General features: G+C 66.9%; 22 protein-coding genes. 8 read left to right on the top strand and 14 right to left on the bottom strand.

Annotation, left to right across the window (positions count from 1 at the left end):
* Positions 1–185: 185 nt before the first annotated feature.
* Positions 186–1,133, bottom strand: a complete 948-nt coding sequence (locus M8859_RS21780) for an RNA polymerase subunit sigma-70 (protein WP_195139692.1) — start codon at positions 1,131–1,133, stop codon at positions 186–188.
* Between the two features lie 190 nt (positions 1,134–1,323).
* On the opposite strand from M8859_RS21780, the gene M8859_RS21785 reads away from it, so the two are divergent.
* A complete protein-coding gene (locus M8859_RS21785; RefSeq protein ID WP_372492930.1) occupies positions 1,324–2,088 on the top strand; it encodes an SDR family NAD(P)-dependent oxidoreductase in 765 nt (254 codons plus the stop codon).
* Between the two features lie 34 nt (positions 2,089–2,122).
* A complete protein-coding gene (locus M8859_RS21790) occupies positions 2,123–2,881 on the top strand; it encodes a DUF899 domain-containing protein (RefSeq protein ID WP_159930924.1) in 759 nt (252 codons plus the stop codon).
* Between the two features lie 103 nt (positions 2,882–2,984).
* Here M8859_RS21790 and M8859_RS21795 read toward each other — a convergent pair whose 3' ends face one another.
* The 7 genes from M8859_RS21795 to M8859_RS21825 form a co-directional block, all read right to left on the bottom strand.
* A complete protein-coding gene (locus M8859_RS21795; RefSeq protein ID WP_195070801.1) occupies positions 2,985–3,971 on the bottom strand; it encodes a glycine betaine ABC transporter substrate-binding protein in 987 nt (328 codons plus the stop codon).
* Complete coding sequence (locus M8859_RS21800) at positions 3,968–4,705, bottom strand: ABC transporter permease (protein ID WP_159930922.1); 738 nt, start codon at positions 4,703–4,705, stop codon at positions 3,968–3,970. The genes M8859_RS21795 and M8859_RS21800 overlap by 4 nt, the downstream gene beginning before the upstream one ends.
* On the bottom strand, positions 4,702–5,982 hold the full coding sequence (locus M8859_RS21805) for an ATP-binding cassette domain-containing protein (RefSeq protein ID WP_159930921.1): 1,281 nt from the start codon (positions 5,980–5,982) through the stop codon (positions 4,702–4,704). Before M8859_RS21805 ends, M8859_RS21800 begins: the two co-directional genes overlap by 4 nt.
* The gene (locus M8859_RS21810) at positions 5,979–6,623 is read right to left on the bottom strand and encodes an ABC transporter permease (RefSeq protein WP_159930920.1); all 645 of its coding nucleotides are present in this window, start codon (positions 6,621–6,623) and stop codon (positions 5,979–5,981) included. Before M8859_RS21810 ends, M8859_RS21805 begins: the two co-directional genes overlap by 4 nt.
* 359 nt (positions 6,624–6,982) lie before the next feature.
* On the bottom strand, positions 6,983–7,921 hold the full coding sequence (locus M8859_RS21815) for a TauD/TfdA dioxygenase family protein (RefSeq protein ID WP_195070802.1): 939 nt from the start codon (positions 7,919–7,921) through the stop codon (positions 6,983–6,985).
* Positions 7,922–8,106: 185 nt separating this feature from the next.
* Entirely contained in the window at positions 8,107–9,084 is a 978-nt protein-coding gene (locus M8859_RS21820; RefSeq protein ID WP_249644788.1) for an NAD-dependent epimerase/dehydratase family protein, read from the bottom strand.
* A 39-nt stretch (positions 9,085–9,123) separates the two neighbouring features.
* Entirely contained in the window at positions 9,124–9,270 is a 147-nt protein-coding gene (locus tag M8859_RS21825; protein WP_159930918.1) for a hypothetical protein, read from the bottom strand.
* Between the two features lie 316 nt (positions 9,271–9,586).
* Here M8859_RS21825 and M8859_RS21830 point away from each other — a divergent pair, with 316 nt between their 5' ends.
* Positions 9,587–10,216 (top strand): hypothetical protein, encoded by a 630-nt coding sequence (locus M8859_RS21830; protein WP_308221223.1) that lies wholly within the window; start codon positions 9,587–9,589, stop codon positions 10,214–10,216.
* 208 nt (positions 10,217–10,424) lie between these two features.
* Here M8859_RS21830 and M8859_RS21835 read toward each other — a convergent pair whose 3' ends face one another.
* On the bottom strand, positions 10,425–11,261 hold the full coding sequence (locus tag M8859_RS21835) for an NAD(P)H-binding protein (RefSeq protein ID WP_195070804.1): 837 nt from the start codon (positions 11,259–11,261) through the stop codon (positions 10,425–10,427).
* Between the two features lie 62 nt (positions 11,262–11,323).
* On the opposite strand from M8859_RS21835, the gene M8859_RS21840 reads away from it, so the two are divergent.
* Both M8859_RS21840 and M8859_RS21845 read left to right on the top strand, forming a co-directional pair.
* The gene (locus M8859_RS21840; RefSeq protein WP_159930915.1) at positions 11,324–11,722 is read left to right on the top strand and encodes a winged helix-turn-helix transcriptional regulator; all 399 of its coding nucleotides are present in this window, start codon (positions 11,324–11,326) and stop codon (positions 11,720–11,722) included.
* A 336-nt stretch (positions 11,723–12,058) separates the two neighbouring features.
* On the top strand, positions 12,059–12,712 hold the full coding sequence (locus M8859_RS21845) for a VldE C-terminal domain-containing protein (protein ID WP_195070805.1): 654 nt from the start codon (positions 12,059–12,061) through the stop codon (positions 12,710–12,712).
* A gap of 80 nt (positions 12,713–12,792) precedes the next feature.
* Here M8859_RS21845 and M8859_RS21850 read toward each other — a convergent pair whose 3' ends face one another.
* Positions 12,793–13,791, bottom strand: coding sequence for an alpha/beta hydrolase (locus M8859_RS21850; protein ID WP_240679492.1), 999 nt, complete (start codon positions 13,789–13,791; stop codon positions 12,793–12,795).
* Positions 13,792–14,289: 498 nt separating this feature from the next.
* Between M8859_RS21850 and M8859_RS21855 the strand changes: the two genes are divergently transcribed.
* From M8859_RS21855 to M8859_RS21865, 3 genes are all read left to right on the top strand, one after another.
* Positions 14,290–14,934, top strand: coding sequence for a DNA alkylation repair protein (locus tag M8859_RS21855; protein WP_195070887.1), 645 nt, complete (start codon positions 14,290–14,292; stop codon positions 14,932–14,934).
* A 243-nt stretch (positions 14,935–15,177) separates the two neighbouring features.
* A complete protein-coding gene (locus M8859_RS21860; protein WP_195070806.1) occupies positions 15,178–15,381 on the top strand; it encodes a hypothetical protein in 204 nt (67 codons plus the stop codon).
* Between the two features lie 159 nt (positions 15,382–15,540).
* Entirely contained in the window at positions 15,541–16,413 is an 873-nt protein-coding gene (locus tag M8859_RS21865) for an LLM class F420-dependent oxidoreductase (protein ID WP_159930911.1), read from the top strand.
* Between the two features lie 123 nt (positions 16,414–16,536).
* On the opposite strand, the gene M8859_RS21870 is transcribed toward M8859_RS21865, so the two are convergent.
* The 4 genes from M8859_RS21870 to M8859_RS21885 form a co-directional block, all read right to left on the bottom strand.
* Positions 16,537–16,917 (bottom strand): VOC family protein, encoded by a 381-nt coding sequence (locus M8859_RS21870; RefSeq protein WP_159927089.1) that lies wholly within the window; start codon positions 16,915–16,917, stop codon positions 16,537–16,539.
* Between the two features lie 93 nt (positions 16,918–17,010).
* The gene (locus M8859_RS21875; RefSeq protein ID WP_159927087.1) at positions 17,011–17,709 is read right to left on the bottom strand and encodes a helix-turn-helix transcriptional regulator; all 699 of its coding nucleotides are present in this window, start codon (positions 17,707–17,709) and stop codon (positions 17,011–17,013) included.
* A gap of 196 nt (positions 17,710–17,905) precedes the next feature.
* Positions 17,906–18,844, bottom strand: a complete 939-nt coding sequence (locus tag M8859_RS21880; protein WP_195070807.1) for a sigma-70 family RNA polymerase sigma factor — start codon at positions 18,842–18,844, stop codon at positions 17,906–17,908.
* A 10-nt stretch (positions 18,845–18,854) separates the two neighbouring features.
* Positions 18,855–20,045, bottom strand: a complete 1,191-nt coding sequence (locus M8859_RS21885; RefSeq protein WP_195139695.1) for an NAD(P)/FAD-dependent oxidoreductase — start codon at positions 20,043–20,045, stop codon at positions 18,855–18,857.
* Between the last annotated feature and the right edge of the window lie 204 nt (positions 20,046–20,249).

The raw sequence follows: 20,249 nt of genomic DNA on the forward strand, positions 1-20,249 counted from the left end.
CTTTCTATCCCATGCTCCGGCCCCGTCGACGGGCGAGCCGATCGCGGCTGTGCGTAGTGTGCACCTCGAGCCTGGAATTATGCACGGCATATGGGCCCTACTCGCGCGTATACGTTCGGCGAGCCGTCCGCTGCCGAGGTCGATCACGTGTGGCGGTAGGCGAGCGCCTGGGCGCCCTTCGATGCTTACCGGGTCAGTGGCATGCCGAACGCGGCGAACAGGGTTGGTTGAAGAAAGACGGTGATGGCGGCAACCCCGCCGTGGTCTGTGGTGATGACGTGTATCGAGTGGGCTTCGAGGATGCCGTCGGCGCCACGACGGTATTCGGCTACAGCGGGTTGTCCGTTCGCGGCCGTCGGGATCAGCAGGAGATCGCCGGGCTTGGCGAAAGCCCGCTTGGCAAGGAACCGGGTCACGGCGTCGCGGCCGGTGAACCATACCGGCACCGGCGGCATTTCCAGCCTGACGTCGGCGGCCAGCAGTTCGGTGAGGGCGGCGAGGTCGGCGTTCTCGAACGCCGCGCAGTAGCGGTCGAGTAGCGCACGGCCTCGGGCGTCCTCCGGTTCGGTCACGCTTTCGTCGGTGGGGGCGACCTCGGCGAGCCGGGCGCGTGCCCGTTGAAGTGCGCTGTTGACCGCGGATGGCGACGTTTCGAGCAGTTCGGCGACTTCGGCGGCGCTGAACTGGACGACGTCGCGCAGGATCAACACGGCTCGCTGGCGTGCAGGTAACTCTTGCATGGCCGTCATCACCGCCAGCCGGACGCTTTCCCTGGCGACGAGGGCGCTCTCCGGGGTGAAAGCGTCTGGCAGCGGCTCCAACCATTGGTGAGTACCGGCGTCGCCGTCGAGACCCACATCCGGATCGACCGAGCCGGCGCCCAGGCCGGCCGGCAACACCCGGCGGGCGCGGTTCTCCAGTGCGCGCAGGCACGCGGTGGTCGCGATGCGGTACAGCCAGGTCCGCAGCGCCGCGCGCTCCTCGAACGCCGGATAGCCGCGCCAACCGCGCAGGTAGGTCTCCTGGACGAGATCCTCGGCGTCGTGCACCGAACCGAGCATGCGGTAGCAGTGGGCGATCAATTCGGCGCGGAACGGCGCCGCCTGCTCGATGAAATCCTCCTGGACCGGCACAGTCGTACTCCCATTCTCGAGGTGGTGGGGACGCGAGCCCCATACCGGTACAGATACGTCCGGCGACCGGAATTCATCGGTCGGCCCGCCACGAAAGACCAGCGGAGCCGCAACCGATGAATCGTGGCGGCGAGACGTATCTCAATCAGTACGGACTCGAAGCACCTCCCCAACGAAAGCGAATACGACCGTGAATGTGACAAACAAGCCCGGCGCCCTCGACGGCACGACGTCGATCGTGACCGGAGCCAGCCGTGGATTCGGCCTCGGCATCGCCCGGGCGCTGTCGGCGGCAGGCGCCCACGTCGTCGGCGTCGCCCGGGGCGGCCCGCATCTCGACGCGGTGCGCGACGAACTCGGCGCTACCTTCACCGCGGTCAGCGCCGACGCCGCCGATCCCGCGACGGCCGCCCGTCTCCTCGACGAGCATCGACCGCGCACCGTGGTTTTGTGCGCGGGAGCCACTCCCCGGATGAGCCCCTTACAGGATCAGACGTGGGAAACCTTCAGCCAGAATTGGAGTGTCGACGTCGCGCAGGCGTTCTATTGGATCCGCGAAGCGCTGCGCCGCCCGCTCGCGCCGGGTAGCTCGGTGATCGCGATCTCCAGCGGCGCGGCGATCCACGGGTCGCCGCTCAGCGGTGGTTACGCGGGGGCGAAGGCCACCGTCAAGTTCATCACGAGCTATGCCGCCGTGGAGTCCGAACGGGCCGAGCTGGGGATCAGGTTCGTATCCGTTCTTCCACAGTTGACGCCCGCCACCGATCTCGGGGCAGCGGCAGTGGCCGGCTACGCCGAGCGGCAAGGGGTCGATGTCGACACCTTCGTGCGGGCCTTGGGACCTTCCCTCACCCCGGAACAGGTGGGCAAGTCGGTTCTCGAGATCGCGACTGCCGAGCACCCGATCCACCCCGCGAACACGCTCACCGCCGCGGGCATGTCACCGCTGGCCTGACTCGCCGGAACCGTAGGAAGGAAGGACATCCGCAATGAACAAACCGCCTATCGTCGCGCCGCAGGAGTGGGAGGCAGCGTGGCAGCAACTGCTCGTGAAGGAAAAGGAGGTGAGCCGCGCTCGTGACGCGCTCGCCGCCTTGCGACGACGGATGCCATGGCAGGCCGTGGACAAGAAGTACGCGTTCGAAGGACCTGAGGGCAGTGCGACTCTGCTCGACTTGTTCCACGGTCGACGTCAGCTGATCGTCTACCGCGCCTTCTTCGAGCCCGGCGTGGGCGGCTGGCCCCACCACGCCTGCCGCGGCTGCTCCATGATGGCCGATCATGTCGCCGACCTCGCCCACCTGAACGCCCGCGACACCACGCTGGTGTTCGCCTCCCGTGCGCCGCAGCCGGACATCGAGCGCGTGAAGGCGCGGATGGGCTGGAAGATGCCGTGGTACACCATCACCGACGATTTCGACGCCGACTTCGGCGTGGACGAATGGCACGGCACGAACGCGTTCATTCACGACGGTGACAGCGTGTTCCGCACCTACTTCATCAACAACCGCGGCGACGAGGCGCTGGGGACCACGTGGAGCTTCCTCGACATGACCGCGCTGGGGCGCCAGGAGCAATGGGAGGACTCGCCGGAGGGCTACCCACAGACTCCACCCTACGAGTGGTGGGACTGGCATGACACCTATGGCGAGCACAAGCCCTCTCGGTGGTTCGGTGACCCCGACCCGGACAACCCGAACGACCAACGGCCGCCGCGTGCCGGCTCGAAGGACTGCGGCTGCGCATGATCGGTGATTCCACGCGTGGGTGTTTCGCGCTCTGATGCCGAATTCCTCGATGCGAGCCGAGCCGAGCGTAGATGGGAGACGACTCGGCTCGGCCCCGCAAGGCCTACTCGATGAGCTCCTCGCTCTTCAGCCAGTCGTAGGCGACGTCGGCGGGATCTTCTCCATCGATGTCGACGCGACCGTTGAGGTCCTGCATCAGTTCGTCGGTGAGGCGCTCGGAGATGGTCCCGAGCAGGGGCCGCAACTGCGGGTAGCGGTCGATGATCACCCCGCGCACGACCGCCGCGCCGCTGTAGGGCAGGAAGAACTTCTTGTCGTCGTCGAGGACGACGAGGTTCAGGTTCTTGACCCGGCCGTCGGTGGTGTAGATCATGCCGAAATTGCACGGGACGCCTCTGGCCGTCGCCGTGTAGACCACACCCGCGTCCATCCGCGTGACGTTGCCCGATGGAACACCGTTCGGGTCGTTGTAGGGGATCCCGTACTTCTGCAGCATCGGAATGAAACCGTCGGAGCGGCTGAAGAATTCGTCATCGACGCAGAAAGTCCGATCGGGGACCGGGAGCGCGGCAACGTCGGACAGGGACCGAACCTTCAGACGTTCGGCGTTCGGCGTCGAGGTGCCGAACGCGTACGTGTCGTTGAAGTTGGCCGGTGGGAGCCACTCCAGGTCGTGCTCGCGCTTCTCGATATCGTGGACACGCTGCCACAGTTCTTTCGGATCCGAGATCGTCTCGGTCTGGTTGTGGTAGTTCACCCACCCGGTGCCGGTGTACTCCCAGAGCACGTCGGCGTCATCGTTGAGCTGGGCTTGCCGCGACGAGGCCGAACCCGGCGCGCCGGTCAGGTCCGTGACCTCCGCGCCCGCCGCGGCCAGATAAGTCGCGGTGATCTTGCCCAGCAGCACGCCCTCGGTGAAGCTCTTCGAGGTGACGACCAGTTTCGCGCCGTCCAGCGGGCGCGCGCCGTCCGGCAGGCGCGCGTCGTGGAACGTTCCGGACGAACTCACCAAACCGCACCCTGCGAGCATCGAGGTCGTCGCGACCAGCGCCGCCAGCAGGGTGACCATGCGGTCTCGTGGCGATCTCATGAGACACCTCGGGGAGTCGCGGCCAGTTCGACGAGTCTGCCGAGCCAGTCGATGATCAACGCCAGGAGCCCGACCAGGACCGCGCCGGACAGGAGCAGCTTGGGCAGGAAGAGGGTGACACCCGTCGTGATCAGCGTGCCGAGGCTGGTCGCGCCGATGAACGTGCTCAGCGTCGCGGTGCCGACCAGGATGACCAGCGCGGTGCGCACACCATTGAGGATCACCGGCACCGCGAGCGGTAACTCGACCTGCAACAGCGTCCGCGCGCTCGAATAGCCGATACCGCGTGACGCCTCGATCGTGCGCTGATCCACCTGCCGGAGACCGACGATCGTGTTCTGCAGGATCGGCAGGACGGCGTACACGACGAGACCGACGATCGCCGTGCGGAATCCGGTGCCCAACCAGAAGGTGAACAACACGAGCAGGCCGACCGCGGGCGCGGCCTGGCCGATGTTGGCGATGTTGACGGCGATCGGCTCGAGCCGCCGCACCCCGGGACGGGTCAGCGCGATGCCCAGCGGGATTGCGACGACGATCACGATCACCGTGGCGACCACCGTCAACTCGATGTGCGCGAGGATCGTGGTCTGGAGGTTGGCCCAGTCGAGGGACGCCTTCTCGGTCGGGGTGAACGTCGTCGATCGGTACCAGAGGACGTATCCGATACCGATGACCAGGATGATGATCGGTTCGAACCATACGTCGATCGGAACGCGGCGCAGACGACTCATGACTGCCCGGCCGATCCGTTTTCGTCGTCGGCGGCGACCACCGGAGTGGGCGCCGGATCTGTTCCCTCGACATAGGTTTCGTACGACACCTCCTCGTCGGCACGTCCTTCGGCGAGCTTGCTCCTGATCACCTCCGTCACCGAGCCGATGCCGAGCGAACCGATGACCGCGCCGCGCCCATCGGTGACGAGGGCGGCGCCTTGGCTGGTGGCGAGCATGGCGTCGAGCGCGTCGTTGAGGGTCGAGGATCGCGCGACCACGGGCAACCGCCGGTCGAGGTAGTCGGAGACCTCCGGTTTGGTCGCCACCTCCGCGAGCGAGGGCCACGACCGCGGCCGGCCGGCCTGGTCGACGACGACGACCCAGGTGTGTCCCGCGGCTTTCGCGCGTTCGATCACCCCTTGCGCCGACTCGCCGACCCGAGCGGTGATCACCTCGTCGTAGGCGACGTCACGCACCCGCGTCACGGTCAGGTACGCCAGTTTCGCGCCGGACCCGACGAACTCCTCCACGAACGGCGTTGCCGGTTCGGTCAGGATCTCCTCCGGGCGCGCGTACTGTTCGACATGACCTCCTTCGGACAGGATGAGCACCTTGTCGCCGAGCTTGGTGGCCTCCTCGAAATCGTGCGTGACGATCACGATTGTCTTGCCGAGCTCCTGCTGGATCGCGATCAGGCTGTCCTGCAGGCGGACCCGGGTGATCGGGTCGACGGCGCCGAAGGGCTCGTCCATGAGCAGAACCGGCGGGTCCGCCGCGAGCGCTCGGGCGACCCCGACCCGCTGCTGTTGGCCGCCGGACATGTCCTTCGGCAGCCGTCCGGCGAAGGTGCCGGGGTCGAGACCGACCAGATCGAGCAGGTACTCGGTGCGTTCGGCGATCCGCTTCTTGTCCCATCCGAGCACCCGCGGGACGGCGCCGATGTTCTTGGCGACCGTCCAGTGCGGGAACAGGCCGCCGGACTGGATGACATACCCGATCGACTGCCGCAGCTTGTCCGGGTCCTCCCCGGTGACGTCGCGATCGCCGATGAAGATCCGGCCTTCGGTCGGCTCGATCAGCCGGTTGATCATCTTGAGCGTGGTCGTCTTGCCGCAGCCGGAGGGACCGACGAACGCGACGATATCGCCTGCTTCGATCTCGAGGTCCAGGCGCTCGACCGCAGGCTTGTGCTGACCCTTGTAGCGCTTGACGACCGAGTCCAGCCTGATGGAAGCGCCGGTCACGTTGCGCTCCGGCGTCGCCGGGCCGGGCCCGCTGGTCACGTCGTCGGTCATGACAGTCCCTTTGCGATGGTGAGCCGTCCGAGCAGGACGAGCAGCGCGTCGAACACCAGCGCGATGACGACGATGAGGATGGTGCCCGTGAGAGCCATCTCGAGGGCGTTGGCGCCGCCGAGACGGGAGAGGCCGTTGAAGATCAGCGATCCCAGGCCCGGCCCGAGCACATAGGCGACGATGGCGGCCACGCCCACGATCATCTGGGTGGATACCCTGATGCCGGTGAGGATGACCGGCCAGGCGATCGGCAATTCGACCGTCAGCAGAATGCGCCATCGCGAAAAGCCGATGCCACGCGCGGATTCGACCACCGAGGGGGGCACCGACCGCAAACCTACGATCGCGTTACCGATTACCGGCAGCGCGGCGAAGAACGTCAGCATGACGAACGAAGGGACCACGCCCAGCCCGAAAGGGACCAAGAGGATCGCCAGCAGCGCCAGCGAAGGAATCGTCAACGCGACCCGGCTCGAGGTCAGCGACAGCGCCGACAGCAGCGGCAACCGATAAACCGCCACCGCGATGAGGACGGCGACGATCGTTCCGACCAAGACGGTTTGAAACGCCAGGGAGGAATGCTGATAGGTGAGAAACGCCAGAACTTCTCCCCGTCCTCGGATGTAGCTCCATAAATTCACGGGATTCCCCTCGTCAGCCGAAGACCAGTTGGTACCTGTCTACGTGTAGTCACCGGATACTCGAGCCGTCAAAGACTAGACGATTCCGCGTGTTCGAATCCGGACGCCGCGTGCCGGGCGATTCGCGAGCTTGCCGCATTCGCGGTATTTCGATCGATACCGGCAAGGACGCATTCGTGCCCACAGACGACTTCGATTACGCCCTGTTTCGACGTTCCGAGCCGACCATGGGCGGTCGGCGTAATTCGGACGGCTCAGCGACCACGTCCGTGGCGAGAAGCTGCGAAGAGCGAGTGGCGGATTCGCCGAACCATCTGTGTGCGAGTCATGTTCGTGACGGCATCCACCCTGGTGACGGGCTATGCCGCCCGCGTGAGGGCGCCGACGGCCGAGTAGTTTTCGGCGATGCCCGCGATCACGGTGCTCGGCGTGCCGTCGACACCGACAGGAACCGGTCCGGCGAGCGTGATACGAGTCAGCCTGCGGTGCTCATTGCTGTCGTAGTCGTCGACCGCGTAGTGCTGTGTGGCGCGGTTGTCCCACATGGCGACGTCTCCGAGGGACCAGTCCCAGCGGGTGGTGTGCTCCAGGCGGGTCACCCGGTCCTGGAACAATCGGAACAGCGCGTGCGACTCCTGGCTGGACAGGCCGACGATCTGCTTCACGAAGCAGCCCAGCAACAGGGCGCGTTCACCCGTCTCCGGGTGCACCTCCACCACGGGGTGCTCGGTCTCGAAATAGGTGGACTCGAACTCCCGGCGGTAGGCCCTGGTGTTCTCGTCCGGATCGTCCTCGACGGCGGCGGCGTAGTCGTACTGATTGCTGTGCCGCGCGCGCAGACTCTCCGCCAGCCGCTTCAAAGGTTCCGGAAGCGCGTTGTACGCGGCGACGGTCGAGGCCCAGGTGGTCGAACCGCCGTAGCTGGGCAGCGACACCGCACGCAGGATCGATGCCTTCGGGACGCGGTCGACGAACGTGACATCGGTATGCCAGGTGTTGGAGCGCCCGTGGCGGGAATCGATGGCCAGGCTCTTCACACCCGCCGAGGTGATGGTCGGGTGCGGGGTGGTCGGTTGTCCCAGCAGTTGCGCGAACTCGTACTGGCCGTATTCCGTCAGGTGATGCTGGCCACGGAAGAAGATCACCTTGTGCTCGCTCAGTGCGGCGCGGATGGCGGCGACGGTCCGCGCGTCCAGGTCACCACCGAGCCGGACCCCGTCGATCTGTGCGCCGACGTGGGCGCCGAGTTTGACCACTGCCAGGTCGGTCTCGGTCTCGGCTGTATGGTCGGCGGACATACCGGGGGCCTTTCGCTCGAACCTGATGATCCGGCTCAGAGGTAACCAGCCCTGGTACGGCGCGGCCAGCATTACAGTCATCGAGATCGAAACGGGTGACCACGCAGGCGGTGGTCGGCCGCAGCTGCGAGTTCGTCGTATTCCGAGCAGCTCTGGTCTGCGGCGGCCGGGTGGGATTCCGAGGCTCAGCGGGCGGCGGCGAGCGCTGCGAGGGTTTCGGCGGAGGTATGCGTCGGTTTCCAGCCGAGCTGCCGCTTCGCGCGGTTGGTGTCCATGACGACGGGCGTGCGGACGATGTGCAGCCACTCCAGGGTGGCGGGCACGAAGGGGAGGCGGGCGAGGGCCGCGGATGCTGCGGTGGCGGCGACCGCGGGGACGCGCACCGGCCTGCCGCCCAGTGCGGCTGCCACGTCGGAGAGGGTGAGGGTGCCGTCGCCTGCGATGTTGTAGGCGCCGGGCGGCGCATCCGCGGTGGCGGCCAGCGCGATGGCGGCGGCCACGTCGTCGTGGTGGACGAGTTGCAGCGGGTGGCCTGGGTCGGGAATCACCGGTTTGAAAAGCGGATTGGCCCTGGCCAGTGCCCGCAACGGGCGGGGGAGTCTCTGCCACGGCAGGTCGTGCAGGGCCGGCGCTTTCGGGCCGGCCACGATGCACGGCCGAAGCACGAATACCTCCAGGTCGGAGTCGGCGGTGATCTCGGCGAGCGCCGCCTCGCACGCTGCCTTCTGCTCGGAGTAGTAGTGCTCGGGCGAGCCCTCGGGCGGCACGTCCTCGGTGATGGGGGTGGGATTCTCCGGGTGGTAGCCGTACGCGGCGACCGAGGACGTGTAGACGAGGCGGCGGGCCTGCTCGGCGGCGACCGTCGCCTCGAAGACGTTGCGGGTGCCCGCCAGGTTCACCCGAGCGCTCTCCTCCCGGGAGCCCATGATCACGAACGCCAGGTGGATCACCACGTCGGCCTCGGTGACCAGGGCGTCCACGGCGGTTCGGTCGAGGATGTCGCCGCGCCGGTACTCGGTTTTGCTCCAGCTGTGTGCGGCGGGGTCGAACGGTCGGCGGGCCATTCCGACGATCCGGTCGACCGCCGGGTCGCGTTCGAGTGCGGTGACGGCGGAGATGCCGATCTCGCCGGTCGGCCCGGTGACGGCGACGGTGATACCCATGCGGGCGGGATTCCCCGCCCGCCGTGGGTGAAACGGTGCTCAGTCGGGCGGTTCGACGGCGCCCGCCTCCTCGTTCACGTCCTCGTTCTCCGGGGTTTCGCGGGTATCGAGGTCCAAGTCGTCAGGGTGGGAGGTGTCGGTCTGGTCGCCCAGTTCGGGTGCGTTCTGGTTTCCGGGTTCGGTCACGTCCGTGGCCTACCCACCGACGTCGGTTTCACGCGCATCGGTTGTCGTCGCCATGCCCACCATGCCGGGCGCGGTAGCAATGGTTTCAGGGTTCCAGCATCGCATACGTCGACGACCCGAGACCGTGCGTGGATGCCGAACCCGTGAACGGGCTGGGAGCGAGAGCGTTGCGTGGCAGCAAGTTCTGCCAAGGTGGCAATCCAAGGCGCTGCCACGGCCGAGCGGAGTTGGGTAGGCGGTCAGCGGCACGCTCGGTGCGGCCCTACACTCGACGCACACGCATGCTGAAGACGGAGGTGATCGGCGGTTGAATCCCATGGATCCGCGCGACCAGCACACCGCACGCTATGAACCCGGTTATCAGCCGGGGAATTACCGTGATCCTGGGTACGGCCAAGATCACGGATACAGCCCCGGCTCCGGATACAGCCAGGACCACGGCTCCGGATACGGCCACCGAGGTCACGGATACAGCGAATACCAGCAATCCGATCTTCCGGACCGGCAGCCTCGGCAACAACAGGGCCCGGAGGTCAACATCGGCATGTTCGTCGGTGGTGTGATCGCGGCGGCCGTGGTGACCGCTCTTGCGGCCTGGCTGTGCGCCTTGATCATCGAGATCATCGCGACCCGGGTCACCGAGAGCGGCGCGCTCGGGGTGTGGAACCCGATGGCCCAGGACGCGTACTGGTTCGCGGTGGTGGCATTCATCTGCACACTGCTCGCCGGACTGCTCTGGTACCTGCTTCGCCTGGGCACTCCGTCACCGGAATTGTTCTTCAGCTGGATCGTGGGAATCCTCACCGCGGCGGCGGTGATCATTCCACTGGCACTGTCCAGCCACCTCTGGGTGGGAATCTCCACCGGGATCGAACATCTCGTGATCGGGCTTCCGATCCTCAGCCTGGTGCGCATGGTGGGTGCCAAGAGCATCGTGCCCCGATGATGCACGCGGTGAGCGGAGGTCCGACAGCCTTCGGGCATGATCGCCGTTCGCGATCGTGTTCCAGCGGCGCACTCGATCGGTCCTCGCACGCCATGTAGCACTGCGGCTATGTCGAGCAGACCGGAAGGGTCGGCGGGGCGGGGGCTGATCGGATCGCCCCCGACTCCGGCATGGCGTGAGATGGGACCTCAGCGACGCTCACGATGGGTCAGCGGAAATCGGCCGCGTGATCTTCTGCCCACTGCGCGAACGTTCGCGCGGGGCGTCCGGTGACCTCCTCGATGATCGACGACACCTGCGGTGGCGCCACTGTTCCGGCCTTCCATCCGGCCAGGACGGCCTCGACGCCGATCGACGGCATGGTCTTGCTCAGTTCTGCGCGCGCCTGTTCGACCGAGATCACCTCGAGGGCGATCTCACGGCCGATGGCCGCACCGATGTGCCGCACCTGCTGCCGCAGGGTCAGTGACTCGGGACCGAACACGGTGTAGGCGTGGCCGTGGTGACCCGGCTCGGTCAGAGCGGTCACCGCGAGCGCTGCCAGATCCTTCTCGTGGATAGGCGCAGTTCGCGCGTCGGCATACGGCACACGGGCGACGCCGGCGTCGCGGATGGACTGCTGCCACCACCACAGTGCGTTCGTGGCGAACATGCCGGGCCGGATGAATGTCCATTCCAGACCGGACTTTTCGATGGCGGACTCGACGACGGTGTGCATGCGGGCGATCGGGTTGTCGGCATCGCCGCCCAAGACAGCCCCGGACGACAGGAGTGTCACGTGCCGTACCCCGGCGGCCTCGGCCGCCGCCACGAAACCGTCGATCCCTTCGGGCTTGGCATAGAGGAACACGCCTTCCGCGCCTGCGAGTGCGGCGGGCAGCGTTTCGGGGCGCTCCAGATCAGCCGCGATGACCTCTGTGCCCCATAGGAAGCCCGCCGTGTCGGGTTCCCTGCTTGTCAGACGGACCTGGCTGCCCTTCGCGATCAGACCTGCCGCGACGTGGCGGCCGACATTGCCTCTGGCTCCGAAAACGACTGTGACCATGGCAGCAGCGTAGGCTGCGGGATTACTCTCGGTAAGGACATACCTTAAGGTAAGCTCCGGTCATGGCGGTACGTTCGCAAGTCGGGGGCGCTGCCTGGCCGGTGCGGAGTGACGCATTCAACAGTGATTGCCCTGCGCGTGAGGTGCTCGACCACATCACGAGCCGCTGGGGCGTGCTGATCCTGACCGCGCTGGGCGGCGGGCCACTGCGGTTTTCCGAGCTGCGCGGGATGATCGGCGGGATCAGCGAGAAGATGCTGTCGCAGACGCTACGCACGCTCGTGCGGGACGGGCTTGTCGCGCGTTCCGTGGAGCCCACCACGCCGCCGCGGGTCAACTACGAACTCACCGCACTGGGCCGGAGTCTCTCGGTGTCGTTGCAGCAGTTCCTCGAGTGGATCCGTCGGCACACGGCCGAGGTCGTGGCCGCCCAGCACGAGCACGATCGGCGAAGTCGATGATCTCTCGGCGCAAGCGCGTCGGCGGCGGGCGTTGCTGGTGCCGCGGATCCGCCGGTTAGTCGCCGCGACAATTTCCTACAACCTGATCGAGATTGCTTTGGCGTTCTTCCAGCCGTAGCCGCTCATCTTGGTCCGCCGAGACGATGGTCGGTCGAGCCCGCTGGAGCAGTCGACCCCCCGTTGTGCCGGTGCCGATGCCCTGCGCGGGACGCCCGTGCCGAGACCACTGTGGGCGTGACGGGCTGCTCGTACCGCCGACCCGTTCGGCGTGACATTTCCGCGACCATTTCGTAATGTATCGGTGACCTATCCTCGACGTAATCGGTAATCGACATCATGCCTGGTCAACATCGCAAGCGGACGGCAACCCGGAAGCTCACGCCCCTGGTTGTGTGCGGCATAGCGGCAATCATCGCCGTCGGGCTGTGGGCGGCGATTCGACCGAACCCGGCTGCTCAGCATGTCGCGGCGGTCGGATCCGCGCCGTCGTCCGCCGTGGCAAGCGACCCGGCCATGACGACCGTGCCGTCGACGGCGCCGCCGGTACCGGCGCAGGCCGCGGCGGCGGCCGAGCAACCACCACCGTCGGCCAAGCAGGCGATACAGCACCCGCCCCCGCCGCCTCCCTCCGTCCCGTGTTCAACGGACCTGGTCGGCACACGCCCGCACGTGGCACAGGTGGGCCACCTGCTCAAGAAGACGTTCGGCGTCACCGACATCGGCGGCGCCGTCGGCCGGGGCGACGGCGACCACGGCGCCGGGCTGGCGCTCGATCTGATGACATCCGATTCGGCACGCGGCGACGCCATCGCCGATTTCGTGCTGGCCAACCAACAGCGTTTCGGCGTGACCTACGTGATCTGGCGGCAACGGTACAACGACGGCAGCGGTTGGTCGTACCTGGAAGACCGAGGGAGCCCGACCGCCAATCACTACGACCATGTGCATGTGTCGTTCCACAAGACTGCCGTAGTGGACGTGACCTGCTGATCTGATGACGCGGTCTTTCCGCGACTTTCCACCCCGCCCGATCGCCGGACGAGTGCAGGTCGGCACTCGGAGAACCGAGTTCAGTGCGCGCGCAGCGCGTCGAGAATCATCGGACGCGCGGTCGCGAGTGCTTGCTGCCAGTAGGGCCAGGTGTGCGTTCCGTTGACGATGTCGACGCGGGCGGTGATTCCGAGCGCGGCGATCCGGTCACGGAAGATTTGTGTGGCAGTGGTGGTCATCGACTCGAGGCTCATCGCGTTGACGGTGTTGCCGACCCCGTACGGCAGGTCTTGCGGACCGGGCACGCCGTTGCCGGTCGAGATGTAGATCGGCAGTCCGCGCAGCAACTCCGCCTGAACGGTGGCGTCGTTGCGGCTCCAGGCAGGGTCTCCGGCCGGACCCCACATGTCATCGACGTTGAAGTGGCCCTCGTCCCACATCGCAGCGCGCATCGCTTCGTTCCAGAGCGGAAAGGTGGGGTGCAGGAATCCCGAGAACGATCCGGCGAATTTGTATTGGTCGCGGTGATGCGCGGCCAGTGTGAGGGCGGCGTTTCCTCCCATGGAGGCGCCGACGATGGCGTTGTTGGTGCGCGAGACACCGTATCGCTGGAGGTAGGCGGGCAGTTCCCGAGTGAGGAAGGTCTCCCATTTGTACGTCGTCGTTTGACCGTTCGTGCTGCTCGGCCGGTACCAGTCGGTGTAGAAGCTCGAATGGCCACCGACGGGGAACACCAACGTGACATTGTCGTTCTCGAATTGGCGCAGAGCGTCGGTATCGGTCGTCCACTGGTTGTGGTCGCCCGGCGCTCGCAGGCCGTCGAGCACATACAGGGCAGCGCTCCCGCCGCGGGCCGCCCACTGCACCTGGACTTTGATCGGCCCCATGCTGGACGGCACGGAAAGCTCCGTGAAACCGCCTGCCGGGGCGCGCAATACGGGCGCGTGGAGTGGCACGGCGGTAGCCACGGCCGGGCCGATCGACGACATGAGCACAGCTGTTGCCACGGCAACGCCGGTCTTCCGCAATCGACCACGAACAACTCGCTGGTGTCCAGATCGCGCCGCTCCCACCCGCATACCTCCTGCCGACTTACTGTTCGATGACCGAGAAATTCGAATCCGTCGCCGCTGAGAGCAAGTTGCTCCACTCGCGCGTACTGCAGCCGCGCCCGAGACCGGGAAATCATCCTACGTCGCGCCGCTACCGGCCCCTGGGGTCGTGGCCGTCACTGCTGGGAAACTCCAGGTCCGACCGTCTGCGCGCGTGGTGCTGGCAACTCGCCGGTGCCGACGCCTTCACGTTCGGCCCGACCACGAGGATTCGTCTCGGCGGGCGGACCACCGGGTGCGACGTTCGCTCGGAGGTGGCCGATCAGGACCGGACGACGGATGCGCAGCGGCTGGTTCCGGCGGCGGGAAAGCCGACGTCACCTCCGTGATCCCGGTGATCCGCGAAACCCCGAGCTGTTCGGCGAGGGTGCGTCGACGTCGAGCGCAACGGCAGCGTTCTCATAGGGTGGATCTCCTCTGTTATGGAAGGAGCCCGAGGTGGCCGAGACGACGCTGGCCGAGGTGATGGCCGAGTTGGCCGCGCTCGAAGACCCGAAGGCACGCGAGGTGAACGAGAGACACGGTGACGATCACGGTGTGAACCTCAGCAAGCTGCGCGCGCTCGCGAAGCGGCTGAAAACTCAGCAGGAACTAGCGCGCACGCTGTGGGAGACCGGTGACACCGCGGCGAGACTGCTGGCCATTCTGATCTGCAGCCCGAAGACGTTCGAGCGTGCCGAGTTGGACGCCATGGTGCGCGAGGCGCGCACACCCAAGGTGCACGACTGGCTCGTCAACTACGTGGTGAAGAAGAACCCGCACTCCGAGGAACTGCGCCTGGCCTGGACCGCCGATCCGGATCGAGTGGTCGCCAGTGCCGGCTGGGCGCTGACCACCGAACGGGTGGCGAAGAAGCCCAAAGGCCTCGACCTCGCCGGACTGCTCGACGTCATCGAGGCCGAGATGAAACACGCCCCGGACCGCCTGCAGTGGGCGATGAACCACTGCCTGGCGCAGATCGGGATCGAGCACGCCGAGCACCGCGCCCGTGCGATCGGAATCGGTGAGCGCTTGCGGGTACTCGAGGACTACCCGACTCCAGCGAACTGCACGTCTCCGTTCGCGCCCATCTGGATCACCGAGATGGTGCGCCGAAAGCACGACAAGTAGGAAGGTCCGGCTCGCGCTCGGGGATGTCACGGTCGACTCCTGCCATGGGGGTCAGGACACGACTACGCGCTCCAGCGTTCCTTCGTCGTTGATTGCCATGCAAGCGTAAGAACGGTTCTCGCGGATCGCATGGCGAAAAAGAGCTGCCGGTGACGTTTCTCGCGGCGTATGCGTGCTATTCGGTGACTGACTAGACATAGCGCCCGCAACGGGTTACGACCAGACAGCGCATAGGAGATCACTGTGGCCGAGAAGAGCTTTCGTTCCGCTGAGACCGGCGAATATGTGAGCGAGGAGACCGCGGCGGAGAACCCGAAAACCACCCTCGGCGAGGATGAGCCGCACCACGGTGACAACCGGCGCGACCGTTCCGCGATCACCGGACACTTCGTCAAACCCGATACCAGCCGCCGCCACCCCGACACCACCGTCACCGAAAACGAGTGACACTCCGCCCCCCTGACAGGTTCCGTGTCGCCTCACCCCGCATTGTTCGCAAGCCATCTGAAACCTCGTAGAACCGGCGTTGCGCTCGACTTGCCTTGGAGTGCACTCCAGGTCGTAGCGTGAGGGCGCAAGCTCGCCGACACACGAGGAGATCACGCCATGGAACTCGGCTTTCACCTACCGATCTTCGACATCGACGGAGGAACCACCGCCATCGCCGGTGAATTGGCCAGGGTGGGTGCGGCGGCCGAAGCGTCGGGCGCGACCTGGCTGTCGTTCATGGATCACTATTTCCAGATCGAGCCGATCGGCCTCCCCGCAGAATCGAACATGCTGGAGGGGTACACCACGCTCGGCTTCCTGGCCGCGCACACCTCGACTGTCGAGCTCGGCTTGCTCGTCACGGGCGTGACGTACCGGCATCCGGGTCTGCTCGCCAAGATCGTCACCACACTCGACGTCCTGTCCGGTGGGCGGGCCGTGCTCGGCATCGGCGCCGCGTGGTTCGAGCGCGAGCACCGCGGGCTCGGCGTGGCGTTCCCCTCGGTCGCCGAACGGTTCGAGCGACTCGAGGAGACCTTGCTCATCTGCGGGCAGATGTGGGATCCGGCGAACAACGGGCCGTTCGAAGGCAGGCATTACCAGCTGGCCGAGACACTGTGTTCGCCGCAGCCGATCAGCCGCCCCAAGGTGCTGATCGGTGGCAGCGGGGAACGTAAGACGCTGCGGTTGGTCGCGCAGTACGCCGACGCGTGCAACCTGTTCGGCTCGCCCCGGGAAGTCGAGCACAAGCTCGACGTCCTGCGCAGGCACTGCGACGACGTCGGTCGCGACTACGACGAGATCCGCAAGACGATCATGGCCAACAACCCGCGGCCGACTCCGGAGACCCGCGACGAATTCGTCCGTGGGATGGCCGAATACGCGAAGCTCGGCGTGCACGCGGTCATGGTCACTCCGACCACCGGATCCCCGGCCGCGTGGATCGATGGCTTCGCGCCTGTCGTCCCGCAGCTGTCCGAGCTGGGCTAGGCCTCCCTCCGCCTTCGTCGCGGCCATGCGGATTCGGGGCTCGCATCCGGCCGTCGGCCCAATCGTCGGTCGGCCTCCCGGCGCATCGTCGGCGATGCGCCGGGAGACGAGTTCACCGTTCGCTCACGCCGCGGGGGCGGGGCTGAACACGCCGAAATGATTGCCGGAGGTGTCCAGCAGATCGGCCGATACCAGACCGTCCGCGCTCATGACGGGCGCAGTCAGCACCTTGGCGCCCAGGGCCTCGGCCGCCGCCACGGTGGCCGCGACATCCTCGACGACCACCAGGAAGGTGGCGTGATTGGCCGCGCTGTCCGGGGTGTGCGCGATACCGCCGCTCGGTGCCTCGCTGCCAGGGTAGTGAATCAGTTCATAGCCGTCGTCGCTGTTCGGGTACGGGCTGTAGGACCAGCCGAACAGCTTGCCGTAGAACTCCTTGATCTGCTCGGGCTCGTCGCTGCCTACCTGGAACCAGGTCACCGTGTTGTACGGGGGAGTGCTCATCGATCGTCTCCGGATTCTCGGGGTCGTGTGGTCTTGCCGGAACACGATCTCCCGCCGAGGCGACATCCCCCTGTCGGTGTTTTCGAATCGGTTCTACCAGGCGACGACCCGGAGTCCGGAATCCGGAATGTCCCAGGCCGAACCGTCGAACGGGCGGTGCGGCGCGGGCAGTTCGGTCGTCACCGCCGAACCGATCCGGTCCAACCGGAAACAGCGCGCACTGCCGCGTAGCCGGCACCAAGCCGCCAGGTACCAGCCGTTGGTCCCGTTCACCAGCGCGAACGGCTCGACCTCGCGTTCGGTGCGTGCGCCGAACCGGTCGAGATAGCCGATCCGCAGCACCCTGCCGACCTCGATGGCCCGTTCGATCACCGCCGGGATCTCGCGATCCTGCTGTGCGTCGACCGACAGCAATCGGATCCGCGCGGCGAGATCTCGGGCTGCCACCGCGTCGCGTTCCGGCAGCACCGCCACGATCTTGCGCAGCGCACTGCGGCCCGCCCGCTCGAACGGGCCCCCGCGATGGCGGGCCAGCGCGACCGCCAGCGCGACGGTCTCCGCGGGCGTGAGATTCAGCGGCGGCAAGGACATGCTTTTGTCCAGCGCGTACCCGCCGCGCCTGCCGACATCGGCATAGATCGGGATACCGGCCTGCTGTAGCGCGCAGATATCCCGCTCGATCGTCCGGATGCTCACCTCGTACCGCGCGGCCAACTCGCGCGCGCTGCGCAGTCGCGGCGAGATCGCCCGCAGCTCTTCGACTATCGCGTACAGCCGATCCGTCCGGTTCACGCCGTCACCGTAGCGCCGCCCACCGACACCTACCGCCCACCGGCCGAGCGATGTCGAACTCCGTGCGTCCGTTTGGAGGAGGCCCTTGGCGTGCGCAGCGGCATCGGGAACGCCGAGCACGGGCAGGCCGCGGTGCTCGTCGAATGGCTCGACGGGAACCGACGGACTAACGTGAGATCGGTTGTCGGACAGCCGGTTACCACGATTCGATCAGCGGGACGTCATGCTCCTGCCGCTGCCATTCCTCGGTGAGGCGGCCGAGTCGGCGCGGGGCGGCGATGCCGCACACGCCTGCGATCTTGTCGTCACGGATCTCCAGGATCGCGACACCGAGGACCCGGTCGTCCAGCGCGAACAACATGGCCGGGCAGCCGTTGACCATAGCGGCATGGATCGACGGGGAGCCACCGGCGAGTCTACGCTTGGCCGCGGACGGTCTGAAGCCGGCCCGCACCGCGTCGGCGAGCCGCTGCGGAGTCGAGTACCGGATCAGCGTTTCGGCCAGTCCCGCGGCGCCGTCGGAGATGCCGGTCGCGTCGTCGGTCAGCAGCGCGACCAGCCGTTCGGTCCGGCCCGAGGAGGCGGCAGCGACGAAAGCCTCGGCGATTCGACGCGCGGAGGCACGGTCGATCTCGCGGGAGTTGCGCTCGGCGGTGATGCGGCGCCGGGCCCGGTGGGCGTGCTGTTGGCTCGCCGATTCGGTGATGTCGAGGATCTCGGCTATCTCGGCATGGCTGTAGGAGAACGCCTCACGCAGAACGTACACGGCCCGCTCTACCGGCGAGAGGCGCTCCATGAGCGTCAGCACGGCCAAGGTCACCGATTCGCGCTGCTCGACGGTATCGGCCGGGCCCAGCATCGGGTCGCCGTCGAGCAGCGGTTCGGGCAGCCAGGCGCCGACCGCGCGTTCGCGCCGCACCTTCGCCGAACGGAGCCGGTCGAGCGCCAGGTTGGTGACGATCTTGGTCAGCCATGCCTCCGGCACCTCGACGCACTCGCGGTCGACGGCCTGCCACCGCAGGAACGCGTCCTGCACCGTGTCCTCGGCGTCGGCGGCCGAGCCGAGCAGGCGGTAGGCGAGCGAGGCCAGCCGGTTCCGGCTGGCCTCGAAACGCGCCACGGTGGCAGTGTCCATGAGCACGACTCTATGCGGCGACCACGTCGGGCGAATGCTCTCCAGTGGTGGCCGAGCGGTACTTGTGACTCAGCTTTCCGACGGTCGGGTGGCTCAGGCTCCAGGCGGCGGTCCCGAGAATCGCCGACTTGACACGCGCGGCCTTCCTGCCGAGCAGGGCACCCGGCTTGGATTGCGCATCCCCGTCGACGAGCTGGAAGATCGCGTCCTTGCGGCCGAGACTGATGTGGTTGCCGACGTAAGTCAGCGAGGCCGGCTTGATCTTGCGCCCGGTCAGGTCTTCGATGATCCCGGAGATCGCCCCCTTGCTGGTGGGCCCCGCGGAAGCGCAGGACATCGGCAACGGCCGACCGTTCTCTGCGATGGCGCAGACGCTGTCACCGGCAGCGTAGACATTCGGGTGCGAGACCGACCGCATCTGACGGTCGACCGTGATCTGACCGTTGGGTTCCACCGCGAGACCGCTTGCGGCGGCGATCGGGTGGACTGCGAACCCGGCGGCCCACACGATCGCGTCGGAGGCGAAAGTGGTGCCGTCCGCGGCGACCGCCGCCCCCTGCTCGACGCGCACGATCGTGCTGTGCTCGTGAACTGTGATGCCGAACCGGTCGAAGGCACGCAGCAGGTGACCACGGGCCTTCGCGCTCAGCCAGCCGCCCAGTTCACCGCTGGTGACGAGGTCGATCCGAAGTCCTGGACGGGATTCGGCGAACTCGGTGGCGGCCTCGATCGCGGTCAGGTTGCCGCCGACCACCAGCACCTTCCCGTCCCCGCCCAGCTCGTCCAAGCGTGCGCGCAGGCGTAGAGCGGCCGGCCGCGCGGCCACGTGGAAGGCGTGCTCGTGGACGCCCGGAATGTCGTGGTCGGCGGCGGTGCTGCCCAGCGTGTAGAGGAGAGTGTCGTATCCGAGCCGGTCGACGCCTTGGTCGTCGGCGACAGTGACTGTCCGGTGCTCGACGTCGAGGTCGGTTACCCGCGCCACTCGTAGCCGGATGTCGGTGCCCGCGAACACCTCCGTCAGCGGCCGGTGGCGAAGTTCCTGCCCGGCGGCGAGCTGATGCAGGCGCAGCCGCTCGACGAAATCGGGTTCGGCGTTGAGGACGGTGATCTCGAAGTCGTCGGGGTGGAGTTGGCGGGCCAGATATCCCGCGGAGAAGGTTCCGGCGTATCCCGCCCCGAGGACGACGATGCGGTGCTTCATGGTTCGCTCCTGTCTGGTTCGCGTGCTCCCTGAACGAGACAGCCCCCGAATTCCTGACAGCATCGACCGGTGACGTGGGTCACCTCCGACCCTCGCTCAGCGAACGACCTCCATTCCGAACCCAGCGATCCGCAGTCTTAGATCGAACAGCCGAAGTCGACCAGGGTGACCCTGTGGGGGTCGGTGGCGTGCTCGGTCATCGGC

The organism is Nocardia sputi (genome assembly GCF_023501985.1).

What these genes read in the sequence shown, in the direction of transcription:
- M8859_RS21865 (WP_159930911.1), top strand. Translation starts at nt 15,541, where the DNA reads ATGGAACTCGGCTTTCACCTACCGATCTTCGACATCGACGGAGGAACC.
- M8859_RS21880 (WP_195070807.1), bottom strand. Translation starts at nt 18,844, where the DNA reads ATGGACACTGCCACCGTGGCGCGTTTCGAGGCCAGCCGGAACCGGCTG.
- M8859_RS21805 (WP_159930921.1), bottom strand. Translation starts at nt 5,982, where the DNA reads ATGACCGACGACGTGACCAGCGGGCCCGGCCCGGCGACGCCGGAGCGC.
- M8859_RS21835 (WP_195070804.1), bottom strand. Translation starts at nt 11,261, where the DNA reads ATGGTCACAGTCGTTTTCGGAGCCAGAGGCAATGTCGGCCGCCACGTC.
- M8859_RS21840 (WP_159930915.1), top strand. Translation starts at nt 11,324, where the DNA reads ATGGCGGTACGTTCGCAAGTCGGGGGCGCTGCCTGGCCGGTGCGGAGT.
- M8859_RS21850 (WP_240679492.1), bottom strand. Translation starts at nt 13,791, where the DNA reads ATGCGGGTGGGAGCGGCGCGATCTGGACACCAGCGAGTTGTTCGTGGT.
- M8859_RS21830 (WP_308221223.1), top strand. Translation starts at nt 9,587, where the DNA reads ATGGATCCGCGCGACCAGCACACCGCACGCTATGAACCCGGTTATCAG.
- M8859_RS21820 (WP_249644788.1), bottom strand. Translation starts at nt 9,084, where the DNA reads ATGGGTATCACCGTCGCCGTCACCGGGCCGACCGGCGAGATCGGCATC.
- M8859_RS21845 (WP_195070805.1), top strand. Translation starts at nt 12,059, where the DNA reads ATGCCTGGTCAACATCGCAAGCGGACGGCAACCCGGAAGCTCACGCCC.
- M8859_RS21800 (WP_159930922.1), bottom strand. Translation starts at nt 4,705, where the DNA reads ATGAGTCGTCTGCGCCGCGTTCCGATCGACGTATGGTTCGAACCGATC.
- M8859_RS21790 (WP_159930924.1), top strand. Translation starts at nt 2,123, where the DNA reads ATGAACAAACCGCCTATCGTCGCGCCGCAGGAGTGGGAGGCAGCGTGG.
- M8859_RS21815 (WP_195070802.1), bottom strand. Translation starts at nt 7,921, where the DNA reads ATGTCCGCCGACCATACAGCCGAGACCGAGACCGACCTGGCAGTGGTC.
- M8859_RS21795 (WP_195070801.1), bottom strand. Translation starts at nt 3,971, where the DNA reads ATGAGATCGCCACGAGACCGCATGGTCACCCTGCTGGCGGCGCTGGTC.
- M8859_RS21855 (WP_195070887.1), top strand. Translation starts at nt 14,290, where the DNA reads ATGGCCGAGTTGGCCGCGCTCGAAGACCCGAAGGCACGCGAGGTGAAC.
- M8859_RS21870 (WP_159927089.1), bottom strand. Translation starts at nt 16,917, where the DNA reads ATGAGCACTCCCCCGTACAACACGGTGACCTGGTTCCAGGTAGGCAGC.
- M8859_RS21885 (WP_195139695.1), bottom strand. Translation starts at nt 20,045, where the DNA reads ATGAAGCACCGCATCGTCGTCCTCGGGGCGGGATACGCCGGAACCTTC.